Annotated in this window: 13 protein-coding genes and 1 riboswitch; of the genes, 11 read left to right on the top strand and 2 right to left on the bottom strand. The window is 68.9% G+C overall.

Features of this window, described 5'->3' with window-relative positions:
- Window positions 1–64: 64 nt before the first annotated feature.
- The 11 genes from ugpB to AC6R2M_RS16725 all read left to right on the top strand — a co-directional run bounded on the left by ugpB (window position 65) and on the right by AC6R2M_RS16725 (window position 11,932).
- Window positions 65–1,378 carry a sn-glycerol-3-phosphate ABC transporter substrate-binding protein UgpB gene (ugpB, locus tag AC6R2M_RS16775; RefSeq protein WP_500484115.1) on the top strand — a complete coding sequence of 438 codons (1,314 nt, stop codon included), beginning with the start codon at window positions 65–67 and terminating at the stop codon, window positions 1,376–1,378.
- Between the two features lie 255 nt (window positions 1,379–1,633).
- Window positions 1,634–2,518 (top strand): sn-glycerol-3-phosphate ABC transporter permease UgpA, encoded by an 885-nt coding sequence (ugpA, locus tag AC6R2M_RS16770; protein ID WP_500484114.1) that lies wholly within the window; start codon window positions 1,634–1,636, stop codon window positions 2,516–2,518.
- Window positions 2,511–3,425 carry a sn-glycerol-3-phosphate ABC transporter permease UgpE gene (ugpE, locus tag AC6R2M_RS16765; protein WP_500484112.1) on the top strand — a complete coding sequence of 305 codons (915 nt, stop codon included), beginning with the start codon at window positions 2,511–2,513 and terminating at the stop codon, window positions 3,423–3,425. Before ugpA ends, ugpE begins: the two co-directional genes overlap by 8 nt.
- A gap of 1 nt (window position 3,426) precedes the next feature.
- The gene (locus AC6R2M_RS16760) at window positions 3,427–4,497 is read left to right on the top strand and encodes a sn-glycerol-3-phosphate import ATP-binding protein UgpC (RefSeq protein ID WP_500484110.1); all 1,071 of its coding nucleotides are present in this window, start codon (window positions 3,427–3,429) and stop codon (window positions 4,495–4,497) included.
- A gap of 202 nt (window positions 4,498–4,699) precedes the next feature.
- Window positions 4,700–4,791: riboswitch (glycine riboswitch) on the top strand.
- A gap of 163 nt (window positions 4,792–4,954) precedes the next feature.
- The gene (locus AC6R2M_RS16755; protein ID WP_500484108.1) at window positions 4,955–6,268 is read left to right on the top strand and encodes a D-amino acid dehydrogenase; all 1,314 of its coding nucleotides are present in this window, start codon (window positions 4,955–4,957) and stop codon (window positions 6,266–6,268) included.
- Between the two features lie 330 nt (window positions 6,269–6,598).
- Entirely contained in the window at window positions 6,599–7,195 is a 597-nt protein-coding gene (locus AC6R2M_RS16750; protein WP_500484106.1) for an N-acetylmuramidase domain-containing protein, read from the top strand.
- Between the two features lie 269 nt (window positions 7,196–7,464).
- Window positions 7,465–8,202, top strand: coding sequence for a trehalose-phosphatase (gene otsB / locus AC6R2M_RS16745; protein WP_500484104.1), 738 nt, complete (start codon window positions 7,465–7,467; stop codon window positions 8,200–8,202).
- A gap of 46 nt (window positions 8,203–8,248) precedes the next feature.
- On the top strand, window positions 8,249–9,730 hold the full coding sequence (locus AC6R2M_RS16740; RefSeq protein ID WP_500484102.1) for an alpha,alpha-trehalose-phosphate synthase (UDP-forming): 1,482 nt from the start codon (window positions 8,249–8,251) through the stop codon (window positions 9,728–9,730).
- A gap of 12 nt (window positions 9,731–9,742) precedes the next feature.
- On the top strand, window positions 9,743–10,387 hold the full coding sequence (locus AC6R2M_RS16735) for a 2-dehydro-3-deoxy-phosphogluconate aldolase (RefSeq protein ID WP_500484100.1): 645 nt from the start codon (window positions 9,743–9,745) through the stop codon (window positions 10,385–10,387).
- A gap of 10 nt (window positions 10,388–10,397) precedes the next feature.
- Entirely contained in the window at window positions 10,398–11,264 is an 867-nt protein-coding gene (locus AC6R2M_RS16730; protein WP_500484098.1) for an alpha/beta hydrolase, read from the top strand.
- Window positions 11,261–11,932: a GNAT family N-acetyltransferase gene (locus tag AC6R2M_RS16725; RefSeq protein ID WP_500484096.1), complete on the top strand. Its 672-nt coding sequence runs from the start codon at window positions 11,261–11,263 to the stop codon at window positions 11,930–11,932. Before AC6R2M_RS16730 ends, AC6R2M_RS16725 begins: the two co-directional genes overlap by 4 nt.
- Window positions 11,933–11,995: 63 nt before the next feature.
- Here AC6R2M_RS16725 and AC6R2M_RS16720 read toward each other — a convergent pair whose 3' ends face one another.
- Window positions 11,996–12,442 (bottom strand): hypothetical protein, encoded by a 447-nt coding sequence (locus tag AC6R2M_RS16720; protein ID WP_500484094.1) that lies wholly within the window; start codon window positions 12,440–12,442, stop codon window positions 11,996–11,998.
- 191 nt (window positions 12,443–12,633) lie between these two features.
- Window positions 12,634–13,614 carry a 2-hydroxyacid dehydrogenase gene (locus tag AC6R2M_RS16715; protein ID WP_500484092.1) on the bottom strand — a complete coding sequence of 327 codons (981 nt, stop codon included), beginning with the start codon at window positions 13,612–13,614 and terminating at the stop codon, window positions 12,634–12,636.
- Between the last annotated feature and the right edge of the window lie 7 nt (window positions 13,615–13,621).

Genomic DNA, 13,621 nt, shown 5'->3' with positions numbered 1-13,621 from the left:
GGCAGCGTCGTTAGGAGGACGACGCCGTCACTTGAAGAACGGCCCCCTGGGGAGACGATTTGACATGAAGAACACCCTCGCAAGGGCCGGTGGAGCTGCGCTCCTGGCCTCCGTCGCCTTCGCCATGCCCGCCTCGGCGCAGACCGAGATCCAGTGGTGGCATGCCATGTCCGGCGCCAACAACGACGTCGTCGAGACGCTGGCGAAGGAATTCAACGAATCGCAGTCGGACTACCGGGTCGTCCCGGCCTATCGCGGCACCTATCCCGAGACGCTGAACGCCGGTATCGCCGCCTTCCGCGCCGGCCAGGCCCCGCACATCATCCAGGTCTTCGACGTCGGCACCGGCGTGATGATGAACGCCGAAGGCGCGGTGAAGCCGGTCGCCGACATCCTGTCGATGGGCGGGTCAGAGTTCGATCCCTCGCAGTATCTGCCGGGCATCGTCGCCTACTATTCGCGCCCGGACGGCACGATGCTGTCCTTCCCCTACAATTCCTCCTCGCCGATCCTCTACTACAACAAGGACCTGTTCGAGGAAGCCGGTCTCGACCCCGAGACCCCGCCGACCACCTGGCCGGAGGTCTTCGAGGCCGCCCGCACCATCAAGGAGTCCGGCGCGGCGCCCTGCGGCCTGACCTCCACCTGGCTGACCTGGATCGGCCTGGAGAACTTCGCGGCCTGGAACAACCTCCAGTACGGGACCAACGAGAACGGCCTCGCCGGCTCCGACGTGGAGCTGAAGATCAACGAGGGCCAGTTCGTCACGCACTTCCAGAACATCGCCGATCTCGCCGCCGACGACACGTTCCGCTACGGCGGCCGCACCTCCGAGGCCAAGCAGCTCTTTCTGTCGGGCGAGTGCGCGATCATGACCGAGTCCTCCGGCGGTCTCGGCGACGTCATCAACTCCGGCATGAATTACGGGCTCGGCCAGCTTCCCTACTATCCGGAAGCCGAGGGCGCGCCGCAGAACACCATCCCCGGCGGCGCCTCGCTCTGGGTCTTCGACGGCAAGTCGGACGAGGAATACGAGGGCGTCGCGGCCTTCTTCGAGTTCCTGTCGCAGACCGAGATCCAGTCGCGCCTGCATCAGGTCTCGGGCTATCTGCCGGTGACGCTCGCCGCCTACGAGGCGACGAAGGAATCGGGCTTCTACGAGGAGAACCCGGGCCGCGAGATCCCGATCTCGCAGATGATGGGCAAGGAGCCGACCGAGAACTCGCGCGGCGTGCGCCTCGTCAACCTGCCGCAGATCCGCGACATTCAGAACGAGGAGTTCGAGCGGATGCTGGCCGGCCAGCAGACGGCGCAGGAAGCGCTGGACCGGGCCGTGGAGCGCGGCAACGCCGCCATCCAGGAAGCCCTCGGCAACTGACCGGACGGGGCGGGCTGTCGTCGTCCTTCGAGGTCGCGGCGGCTCGCCCCCCTCTGCCCTGCCGGGCATCTCCCCCTCAAGGGGGGAGATCGGCAGTTTCAAATCGAAGTGCGCCCTCCGAGGCGTCGAAGACGATTCGGCGGCGCTCCTACCGCGTGATCTCCCCCCTCGCGGGGGAGATGGGCGGCAGCCCAGAGGGGGGCCCGCCGCCGCAATGCTCCACGAGAAAGCGCGACCACGCATGAAAGCCGAACGATGACGCCCCGCGTGGTCTTTCCCAACAAGGTCCTGCCCTACGTGCTGCTCGCCCCGCAGCTCGTCATCATCGCGATCTTCTTCTACTGGCCGGCCAGCCAGGCGCTCTATCAGTCGGTGCTGCGCGAGGACCCGTTCGGCCTCTCCTCCAGCTTCGTCGGCCTGCGCAACTTCCGCCGCGTCCTGTCCGACCCGGCCTATCTGAACGCGCTGCAGAACACGGCGGTCTTCTCCGCGCTGGTCGCCTTCTTCGCCATGGCGATCGCGCTTCTTCTCGCCGTCCAGGCCGACAAGATCATCCGCGGCAAGGGCTTCTACCGCACCATGCTGATCTGGCCCTACGCCATCGCCCCGGCGATCGCGGGCATGGTCTGGCTGTTCATGTTCAACCCGGCCATGGGCACCTTCGCCTTCAGCCTACGCTCCGCCGGCTTTGCCTGGGACCCGCTCCTGAAGGGCGATCAGGCCATGGCGCTCGTCATCGCGGCAGCGGCCTGGAAGCAGATCTCCTACAATTTCCTGTTCTTCGTCGCCGGGCTTCAGGCGATCCCGAAGACGCTGATCGAGGCCGCCGCCATCGACGGCGCGTCCGGCCCCAAGCGCTTCTGGACGATCGTCTTTCCGCTGCTGGCACCGACGACCTTCTTCCTGCTCGTGATCAACACGACCTACGCCTTCTTCGACACGTTCGGCATCATCCATGCGGTGACGGGCGGCGGGCCGGGCAAGGCGACCGAGACGCTCGTCTACAAGGTCTATCACGACGGCTTCGTGAATCTCGTCCTCGGCGATTCGGCGGCCCAGTCGGTGATCCTGATGGTCATCGTGATCGCGCTGACGGCCTTCCAGTTCCGCTACGTCGAAAGGCGCGTCCATTATGCCTGATGCCGCCACCAGACCCGCCGGCACGGCGCAAAAGCTCGGCCGCGCCGAAGAGAGCGCCCCGCTCGGGATCAGCCGCTTCTCGCGCTACACGGCGCATTTGATCCTGATCCTCGGCGTCCTCATCGTCGCCTTCCCGATCTACTACACCTTCGTCGCCTCGACCCATTCGCTCCAGACGATCCTGCGCCCGCCGCTGCCGCTCCTGCCGGGCGACCGGTTCCTGGAGAACTACGGACAGGCGCTCTTCGGGGGCGTGCGCCAGACCGGGGGCGTGGGCGCCGACCGGCTCCTGTTCAACACCACCGTGATGGCGCTCGGCATCGCGGTGGGCAAGATCGCGATCTCGCTGCTTTCGGCCTTCGCGATCGTCTTCTTCCGCTTTCCCGGCCGCATGGCCTTCTTCTGGATCATCTTCATCACGCTGATGCTGCCGGTCGAGGTCCGAATCCTCCCCACCTATGCGGTGATGGTCGATCTCGGGCTCATCAACACCTATGCCGGGCTCATCGTGCCGCTGATGGCCTCGGCGACGGCGACGCTGCTCTTCCGACAGTTCTTCCTGACCATTCCGGGGGAGCTCGTGGAGGCCGCGCGCGTCGACGGCGCCGGTCCCTGGCGCTTCTTCAAGGACATCCTCCTGCCCCTGTCGAAGACCAACCTCGCGGCGCTCTTCGTCATCATGTTCATTTACGGCTGGACGCAGTATCTCTGGCCGCTGCTCATCACCACCACCAACGACATGAACACCATCGTCATCGCCCTGCGTCGGATGATCTCCTTCGCCGACGCCGAGACGCAGTGGCACATCGTCATGGTGACGGCGATCCTCGCCATGCTCCCGCCCGTGGCGGTCGTGGTCCTGATGCAGCGCTGGTTCGTGCGCGGCCTCGTCGAAACGGAGAAGTGAGTTGGCCTCGATTGATCTCATAGAGGTCGGCAAGACCTATGCCGGCGGCACCGAGGAAGCGGTCAAGGGCGTGTCCCTTTCGATCGCCGACGGCGAGTTCGTCGTCCTCGTCGGGCCTTCGGGCTGCGGAAAGTCGACCCTCCTTCGCATGGTCGCGGGGCTGGAATCGATCACGCGCGGCGAGGTTCGGATCGGCGACAAGGTGGTGAACGGCCTGGAGCCGGCCCAGCGCGACATCGCCATGGTGTTCCAGAACTACGCGCTCTACCCGCACATGACGGTTCGTCAGAACCTCTCCTACGGGCTGAAGAACCAGGGCACCCCGAAAGCCGAGATCGAGCGGCGCATCCAGGCGACGGCCGCCAATCTCCAGATCGAGGCGCTGCTCGACCGCAAGCCGCGCCAGCTTTCGGGCGGCCAGCGCCAGCGCGTCGCCATGGGCCGCGCCATCGTGCGCGAGCCGGCGGCCTTCCTCTTCGACGAGCCGCTGTCCAATCTCGACGCCAAGCTGCGCGTCCAGATGCGCGCCGAGATCCGCTCGCTCCAGAAGCGGCTGAAGACCACCAGCCTCTACGTCACCCACGACCAGCTGGAGGCGATGACCCTCGCCGACCGGCTGGTGGTGCTGAATGCCGGCCGCATCGAGCAGGTCGGCACGCCGCTGGAGCTCTACGAGCGGCCCGCCTCGCTCTTCGTCGCCTCCTTCATCGGCTCGCCGGCCATGAATCTCGTGCCGATCGGCACTGAGACCGGCGCCCACGTCTCGGGCCTCGATTCCCGCTCCGACATCGCGCCCGGCCGCACGCTCGGCATGCGCCCCGAGCACATGGCCCTGGCGGAGAACGGCTCGGCCCCGGCCGGCCGGCCCGCCTTCGACCTCACCGTCTCGGCGGTCGAGATCGTCGGCGCGGAGAGCTACGTCTACGGCACGCCGAGGGGCGGCGGGCCGGAGATCGCCGTGCGCCTGCCCGGCTACGCCCGCCACGAGATCGGCGACGGCGTCACCGCCGTGGCGGACCCGGCGCATCTCCACCTGTTCGACACGGGGTCCGGTCAGCGCATCGCGGCATAGGCGCAGTCTTCGGCTCCTGGACGAGCGCGGCGTCGAGGCTTCGCCTTCTCCCCTGCGGGGAGAAGGTGGCGGCAGCCGGATGAGGGCATGAAGGACTCGACGCCAAGACACCGGGAGCGACGACGGCACCGCCCTCGGCGTCCCGACTGCCTATTCTTTGATCTTGCCCGGTGGGTAGGCCTCCTGTATCGTCCTCTCATCGACCGCCGCTGCGGGAGAGACCGGTCCGAACGGGCCGGCGCCGAAGGAGCAACCGCCCCGGAATCTCTCAGGCAAACGGACCGCGCGGCGTTTTGAAATCCGGAGAGTGACGGGCGCTTCCGCGTCCGTCCGCCGAAGGAGAAAGCGGACGACTGGAATTCTCCGGCTGCCGTGAAGCTCTCAGGCCAATGACGGAGAGGGGCACGACGAGAACGCTTCGAGCCAGAGCGCCGGCGTTCGATCGGGATCGTGCCTCATGCTTGCTTCCTCCGCCAAGACCGTCGCCGTCATCGGCGCGGGTATCACCGGCATCACCACCGCCTACAAGCTGATGCGTCAGGGCTTCGACGTGACGGTCTTCGACCGCCAGCCCTTCGCCGGCATGGAGACCTCCTTCGCCAATGGCGGCCAGCTCTCGGCCTCCAACGCCGAGGTCTGGAACAACCCCGCGACCTTCATCAAGGGCATCAAGTGGATGCTGAAGAAGGACGCGCCGCTCCTCGTCCATCCCGCGCCCACTTGGCACAAGCTGTCCTGGATGGCGGAGTTCGTCCTGGCCGCCCGCTCCTACGAGGAGAACACGATCGCGACCGTGAAGATGGCGATCGCGGCGCGCGAGCATCTCGTCGGCATGGCCGAACAGGAGGGCTTCTCATTCGATCTGGAGAAGCGCGGCATCCTCCACGTCTACGAATCGAAGTCCGAATACGAGCACGCCGAGCGCGTGACGAAGCTCTACGCCAAGGGCGGCCTGTCGCGCCGGGCGCTGACGAACGACGAAATCCACGCCATCGAGCCGACGCTGGCGGGCACCTTCCACGGCGGCTTCTTCACCGAGAGCGACTTCACCGGCGACATCCACAAATACACGCGCGGCCTCTCCGACGCCTGCGAGCGCGCCGGGGTCACGATCCGCTACGACGCCGACGTCTCGCAGCTCCGCCACGACGAGGACGGCGTCACGGTGGAGTGGGAGACGACCGACGAGCCCAAGCGCCTGGACCGCTACGACGCGGTCGTGGTCTGCGCGGGCGTCGCCTCGCGCCGCTTCGCCGCGCAGCTCGGCGACCGGGTGAACATCTATCCGGTGAAGGGCTATTCGATCACGGTGAACCTCGAGGACGAGGAGAGCCGGGCCGGCGCGCCCTGGGTCTCGCTCCTCGACGACAAGGCCAAGATCGTCACCTCGCGCCTGGGCGAAAGCCGCATGCGCATCGCCGGCACCGCCGAGTTCGCGGGCGAGAACCGCGACATCCGCTGGGACCGCATCAAGCCGCTCGTCGCCTGGTGCCGCCACCGCTTCCCGCGCATCGGCACCGCGTCCGTCGTGCCCTGGGCGGGCCTTCGCCCGATGATGCCGGACATGATGCCGCGCGTCGGCGCCGGACGCCGCAAGGGCGTCTACTACAACACCGGCCACGGGCATCTGGGCTGGACGCTCTCGGCCATCACGGCCGACATGATCGCCAACGAGATGGCCGGCGACATGGGCGCCCGGCCCGTCTCCGGCGCCTCGCTGCGCGCAGCGGAGCGCGAAGAGGGCCGCAAGGCCCTCGCCGAGGCGGCGTAGGGGCGCGCAGAGCGTTCTCGGACGCCGACGCTTCGACGGCGCCCCGGCGACGCGCTCTACGGCGCCCCCCTCTGCCTGCCGGCATCTCCCCGCAAGGGGGGAGATCGCGGTTGCGGCGGTCGGCTACTTTCCGGGGCAGGACGAAGCGCATTCATCCCAACGAATGATCTCCCCCCTTGCGGGGGAGATGGGCGGCAGCCCAGAGGGGGGGTGTTCGACCGCCGCAGTGCACGACGACTCGGACGGCGCCTCGCCTCCCATCCTCCGAACTTATCCCCCTTCCCCGATCCTCGCGGACAATGAAGGCTTTTCCGAAGAACGGAGGCCGGCATGAGGATCGAAGCGGACATCATCGAGGCGGCGAAAAATGTGGGCGCGGCGAACGGCATCTCGCCCGCCGTCCTCCTCGCGATCGCGATCGTCGAGACGAACGCGCGGGCCTTCGCCCCGGTCGGGGACCGGCGCGAGCCGCTGATCCGCTTCGAGGGGCATTATTTCGACCGGCTCCTGTCCGGCGAGTCCCGGCGCATCGCGCGGACCGCCGGCCTGTCCCATCCCCGCGCGGGGGCGGTGCGCAATCCGCGCACGCAGGCCTCCCGCTGGGCGCTTCTGGCCCGCGCCGCCTCGATCGACGCCGCCGCGGCCTATGCCTCCGCCTCCTGGGGCCTCGCGCAGGTGATGGGCTCGCACTGGCGGGCGCTCGGCTATCAAAGCGCGCTGGAACTGGCGGCCGCCGCCCGCGCCTCGGCCGCCGGCCAGCTGGAGATCGGGGCACGCTTCCTGAAGCTCGGCCATCTGCACCGGCTGCTGGAGCGCGGCGACCATGCCGGCTTCGCGCGCCGCTACAACGGGCCGGGCTTCGCGCGCAACCGCTACGACGAGAAGATCGCCGCCGCGCTGGTCACGGCGCGGCGGGCGTTGGGGTGACGTCAGTCCGGCGCGGCTCTGCTTCGGACCCCCCTCTGGGCTGCCGCCCATCTCCCCCTCAAGAGGGGGAGATCGCAGGTTGACGGCATGGCGACCCGTCCGGATATGCGCATGCCTCTTAGCGAATGATCTCCCCCCTTGAGGGGGAGATGCCCGGCAGGGCAGAGGGGGGTGTTCGTTCAAGGGCGGGAACGCATCGACCAACCCTGCCCTCCATCATGACCACTCTGATCGTGGCCTTCGCCGCAGCGCCCCCTAGATGCGGGTCGATGCAGACACCGTCCCCGCTCGACCCGTCCCGCCACGCGCTCTTTCTCGATTTCGACGGCACGCTCGTCGGCTTTCGCGACGACCCGGACGCGGTCGCGATCGAGCCGGACGCGCTGGACAGCCTCACCGCGCTTTCCGAACGCCTCTCCGGCGCGCTCGCCATCGTCTCGGGACGCCGCATCGAGGATCTCGACCGGTTCCTCTCCCCCCTCGCCTTCGCGGCGGCCGGCGTCCACGGCCTGGAGCTGCGGCGCTCCCCGAAGGCCGCGATCGAGCGCTCGGTCGATCCGCACGCCCTCGACCGCATCAGATCGCGCCTGACGGACGCGCTTGCCGCCCATCCGGGCCTGCGGCTGGAGGACAAGGGCTCGGCCCTGGTCCTCCACTATCGCGAGCACCCCGAGCTGGAAGAGGTTTCACGTGAAACCATGGCCCGGGCCGTGGCCGAGGAGGACGGGTTCAAGGTGATGCCGGGCAACCGCATCGTCGAGGTGCACCCCGCCGGCATGGACAAGGGCGTGGCCGTCGCCGCGCTCCTGAACGAGGCCGCTTTCGCCGGGCGCCTCCCCCTCTATGTCGGCGACGACACGACCGACGAATACGCCATGGCGGCGGTTCAGAAGGCCGGCGGGGTCGGGATCAAGGTCGGCGAGGGCGAGAGCGTGGCGCGGGCACGGCTGGCCGACGTCTCCGCCGTCCACGCCTGGCTGAGACACGGCGCCCTTGGCAGGGCGTGAACATGCGTCGATGGTGGGCTCGCGCGAATCGATGGAGGACGGACCATTGAGGAACGGTGAGGGACGACTGGTCTTCGTGTCCAACCGCGTCGGGCCGCTGTCCGACGAAGGGCGGGCCGGCGGTCTGGCGGTGGGGCTTGCGGATGCGCTGCGCCGACGCGGCGGGCTCTGGTTCGGATGGAGCGGCGAGACCTCGGAGGAGGGCTCGGACTGCGAGCTGAAGACCGAGACGCACGGCGACACTACGCTCGCCACCATCGACCTGACGGAGGAGGAGGCCGAGGGCTTCTACCTCCATTACGCCAACCGCACGCTCTGGCCGCTGCTGCACTACCGGCTCGACATCGCCGAATACGACCGCGAGTCCGACCGGGTCTACCGCGCCGTCAACAAGCGCTTCGCCGAGCGGCTCGTGCCGATGATCGGCGAGGAGGACCTCGTCTGGGTCCACGACTACCATTTCTTCTATCTCGGCGCCGAATTGCGCCAGCAGGGCTATGAGGGCCGCGTCGGCTTCTTCCTGCACATCCCCTTCTGCCCGCCGGAGATCCTCGGCGCCCTCCCCGCCTCGCTCGACCTCGTCTCGGCCATGCTCGCCTACGACGTGGTCGGCTTCCAGACCGAGGTGGACCGGCGCAACTTCGTCGCCTTCTGCGTGGAGGAGCTGGAGGCCGAGGAGCTGGAGGACGGCATCCTGCGGGTCGGCGAGCGGCGGGTGCGCTGCGGCACCTTCCCGATCGGGATCGACGCGGAGGGCTTCGCCGAGTTCGCCCGCTCCGACGAGGCCAAGGAGCACGAGGCGATGATGCTCGGCATGGCCAACGGCCGCGCCCAGATCGTCGGCGTCGACCGGATGGACTATTCCAAGGGCATCCTGCACCGCATGAGGGGGTTCGAGCAGCTTCTGGAGGACCATCCGGAGGCGCACGGCAAGGTCCGCTTCCTGCAGGTCGCGCCGGTCTCGCGCGGCGAGCTCGACGCCTATGCCGAGCTGCGCCAGGAGCTGGAACAGCTCGCCGGCAACATCAACGGCCGCTTCGCCACGCTCGACTGGGCGCCGATGCAGATCCTGACGCGCGGCTTCACGCGCAAGGCGCTGGCGGGCATCTACCGCGCCGCCCGCATCTGCATGGTCACGCCGCTCCGCGACGGCATGAACCTCGTGGCCAAGGAGTATGTCGCCGCGCAGGACCCGGAGGATCCGGGCGTCCTCATCCTGTCGCGCTTCGCCGGGGCCAAGGCCGAGCTCGACGCCGCGCTCATCGTGAACCCCTATTCCTCCGACGACGTCGCCCGAGCCCTCAAGGTGGCGCTGGAGATGCCGCTGGAGGAGCGCAGGCGGCGCTACGACCTCATGCGCGCCCGCGTCTTCTCCAACACGGCGGCCAACTGGTGCGACGGCTTCCTCGACGTGCTGGCGAACTCCGACGGCGCGCGGCGGGACGACGATCCGCACGCCGCGCTTTTGCGAACCCCCTGGACCTGGGATAAGGCACTCCGGTTCCTGGGCGCCGTGCGCCCGCGATAGAAGGTCGATCCCATGGTGCAGAAGGTCGAGCCGCTCCTGAAGGTGCTTCAGGGCCAGCCGGTGATCCCGGTCGTCGCCGTCGAGAGCGCGGACGGGGCCGTGAAGCTGGCGCGGGCGCTCGCGGCCGGCGGCCTGCCGGCGATCGAGATCACCCTGCGCACGCCCGCCGCGCTCGACGCCATCCGCGCCGTCGCCAAGGAGGTGCCGGAGGCGATCGTGGGGGCCGGCACGATCCTGACGCGCGACCATTTCCACAAGGCCGAGGGCGCGGGCGCGCGGTTCATCGTCTCGCCGGGCGGAACGCCGGAGCTGCTGGACGCCGCCGAGGCCTCCTCCTGCCCGCTCCTGCCGGGCGCGGCCTCGCCGTCCGAGCTGATGGCGATGATGGAGCGCGGCTACTCGGTGCTGAAATTTTTCCCGGCCGAGCAGCTCGGCGGCGCGCCCTTTCTCAAGGCCCTCGCCCCGGTCTTCCCGACCGTCCGCTTCTGTCCGACGGGCGGCATCTCGACGACGAATGTCGGCGACTATCTCTCGCTGCCCAACGTCGTGTGCGTCGGCGGCTCCTGGGTCGCGCCCAAGGCCGCGCTCGAGGCGGGGGATTTCGACGAGGTGACGCGCCTGTCGCGCGAGGCCGCCGGCCTGAAACGGCAGGCCTGAGCCCGAACCGATGCGCCGCTTCCTCAACCCCGCGGCGCTCCTGTCCGCGCTCGCCCTCTTCCTCACGGCCTGCGCCACCGACGCCCTCAACCTCGTCACCTCGCGCGCCGGCTACACGGCGACGAACGACATTCCCTACGGGCCGGACCCGCGCCAGCGCTTCGACCTCTACGTGCCGGACGGCGCCACGCCGCAGACGCCCGTCGTGGTCTTCGTCCACGGCGGCTCCTGGGATTCGGGCTCGAAGGACATCTACCGCTTCGTCGGCCAGTCCTTCGCCGCGCAGGGCTTCATCCTCGCCGTCCCGAACTACCGGCTGTACCCGCAGGTCACCTTCCCCGGCTTCGTTCAGGACGGGGCGCGCGCCGTGGCCGCCATCGACCGGGCCGCGAGTGCCGGTGCGCACGGGGTCCCGGCCGGGCGGCATCCCATCGCCCTGATGGGCCATTCGGCGGGCGCGCAGATCGCCGCGCTCCTCGCCTTCGACGGGCGCTATTTGGCCGCCGCCGGCTCGTCGCGCCAGCGCCTCTCGGCCTTCGTCGGGCTCGCCGGCCCCTACGATTTCCTGCCGCTGACCGAGGCGCGCTACGAGCGCGTCTTCCCCGCGCCGACGCGCGACCAGAGTCAGGCGGTGAACTATGCCGACGGACGGGGTCCTGCGACGCTCCTCGTCCACGGCACGGCCGACACGACGGTCCTGCCCGCGAACTCCGTTTCGATGGCGGATGCCATCGGCTCGGCGGGCGGGCGCGTCGAGCTGCGCCTGTTCGAGGGCGTCAACCACATCGTCCCCATCTCGTCCTTCGCGACCGCCCTGCCGCTCGGCAATCCGGCGATCCGTGAGGCCGTCTTCGCCTTCCTGAGAGCCCACCCATGAGCGATCTGTCGAACTGGTCTCCCCGCCCCTGGCCCGGCTCCGAGCCGATCGAGGGACGCACGGTGACGGTGGAGCCGATCGTCGACGAAAGGCGCTTCGTCGAGCTCTACGAGGCGTTCTCGCGGGACGAGCCTGAGATGTGGCGCTGGCTGGCCTACGGGCCCTTCGAGAGCGAGGCGCGGTTCCGCGACTTCGCCGCGCGAACCTATCTCGCCGGCGACCAGATGTTCCACGCCGTGATCCCGCACGGGACCGGCCGGGCGGCGGGCGTCGCCTCCCTGATGCGGATCGATCGGGCCAACGGCGTCGTCGAGATCGGCAACATCGCGCTCTCGCGCGGTCTGCGGGGCTCCCTCGCCTCGACCGAGATGCAGTATCTGATGATGGGCCGCGTCTTCGACGAGCTCGGCTACCGGCGCTACGAGTGGAAGTGCAACGACCGCAACGAGCCTTCCAAGCGCACGGCCAAGCGCCTCGGCTTCCGCTACGAGGGGCTGTTCCGCCAGCATCTGATCGTGAAGGGCGAGAACCGCGACACGGCGTGGTTCTCGGTGCTCGACGCCGAATGGCCGGCGCTCAAGGCGGCCTTCGAGGCCTGGCTCGACCCGTCGAACTTCGACGCGGACGGCCGGCAGAAGCGGCCGTTGGAGAGTTTTCGCGAGGGCTGACGCTGCAGGCGACGCGCCGGCGAAGAAGGGGACCCGGCCGAAGACGCTCGTGGAAAAGCGCGATCAGCCCCGCGCGGGGACGATCGTCATGACCTCGTTGGCCGGGAAGACCGACTCGTAGAGCGCGCCGTCGGCGGGCGCGAACTCCAGGACCGTCTGGCCGCGCCGGTCGGCCATGATCAGCGCGCCGTCCTCGGTCGTGCGCCAGTAGGCGACGCGGCCGAGATGGGGCGAGGTGGCGCATTCGGGGCCGATGGGCGCGCGCTTCAGGCTCGTGTCGGACGGGTCGGGCCGCGCGACCTTGCAGCTCTTGCCCGACCGCAGGTCGATCACGCGCATGGCGGCGGTCGGCATGGAGCGGGCGTCGGGCAGGAGCGAGCCCGTGATCTCGGGCGAGGGACGCATCGAGGCGGCGAGGCTGTCGCCGGCGGCGATGGCGTCGCCCTGCAGGTTGTAGGCGAGCAAAGCGCCGGCAACGCCGGCGGACAGGACCATGGCGGCAAAGTTCATGACGGCATTCCTGAAAGAAGACTTAGCGCCAGTATCGCATTCTTAATCTTACCTGAGCGTTAACGAACCCTCCGCCGCCGGTCGTCGGTGTCCAAAACCCATCCCGCGAACGAAAACGGGACGGCGCGCGTGCCGTCCCGTCGGTCGTTCACGAGGAAGGAAAAACCGGCCCGAAGGCCGGAGACGGCCCGTCAGCCGGCCTGCTTCACCCCGGCCTTCACGGCCTCGGCCACGGGCGTGGCGACGTTCTCCCCGGCGAACCAACGCTTCAGATTCTCGATCATCAGCTCGCCCATCTGCCGGCGCGTGTGGCGCGAGGCGGAGGCGACGTGGGGCAGGAGGACCGTGTTCGGCGCGTTTATGAGCGCCTGCGGCACGTGCGGCTCCTTCTCGAAGACGTCGAGGCCGGCGGCCTTGATCGTGCCGTTCTCGAGCGCCTCGATCAGCGCCGGCTCGTCCACCGTCGTGCCGCGGCCGATGTTGATGAGCACGCCGTCAGGCCCGAGAGCCTTCAGCACCGCTTCGTTCACCGCCTTGTCGGTGGAAGCGCCGCCGGGCGCGGCGATGATCAGGAGATCGACCGCCCGCGCGAGCCCTTCCAGGCTGTCGTGATAGGCGTAGGTCACGTCGTCGCGCCGGGAGCGGTTGTGATAGGCGATCTCGACGCCGAAGGCCTCCAGCCGCCTGGCGATCGCCAGCCCGATGCGCCCCAGCCCCATGATGCCCGCCCGGCGTCCGCGCATCGTCGTGTGCGTCAGCGGGAAGGGGCCGTCGGACGCCCATTTGCCGGCGCGCAGATGCTGCTCGGCGCGGCCGAGATCGCGCAGCGTCATCAGCGTCAGGCCGAGCGCGGTGTCGGCGACCTCCTCGGTCAGCACGTCCGGCGTGTTGGTCACCATGATGCCCTTGGCGACCGCGTGGTTCGTGTCCACCCCGTCGTAGCCGACGCCGAAATTGGCGATGATCTGGAGGTTCGGCAGGGAATCGATCAGCGGAGCGGGCGCCGCGTTGAAGCCGGCGAGGCCGACGATCGAGCCGCGCTCCTCCTCGGGCAGATCGGCGATGTTCCTCGACGGCAGATGGCGGACGTCGAAGGTGGCCTTCAGCGTCTCGAACGTGTCGGGGTTCAACGTGCCCGGGACCAGAATGCGAACGGACTTGAAATCGGTCATGACGGCG

The organism is Aureimonas sp. CAS (assembly GCF_059838215.1).
The sequence above is the reverse complement of the archived record's forward strand: the minus strand, read 5'-3'. Positions and strand labels throughout refer to the sequence as shown.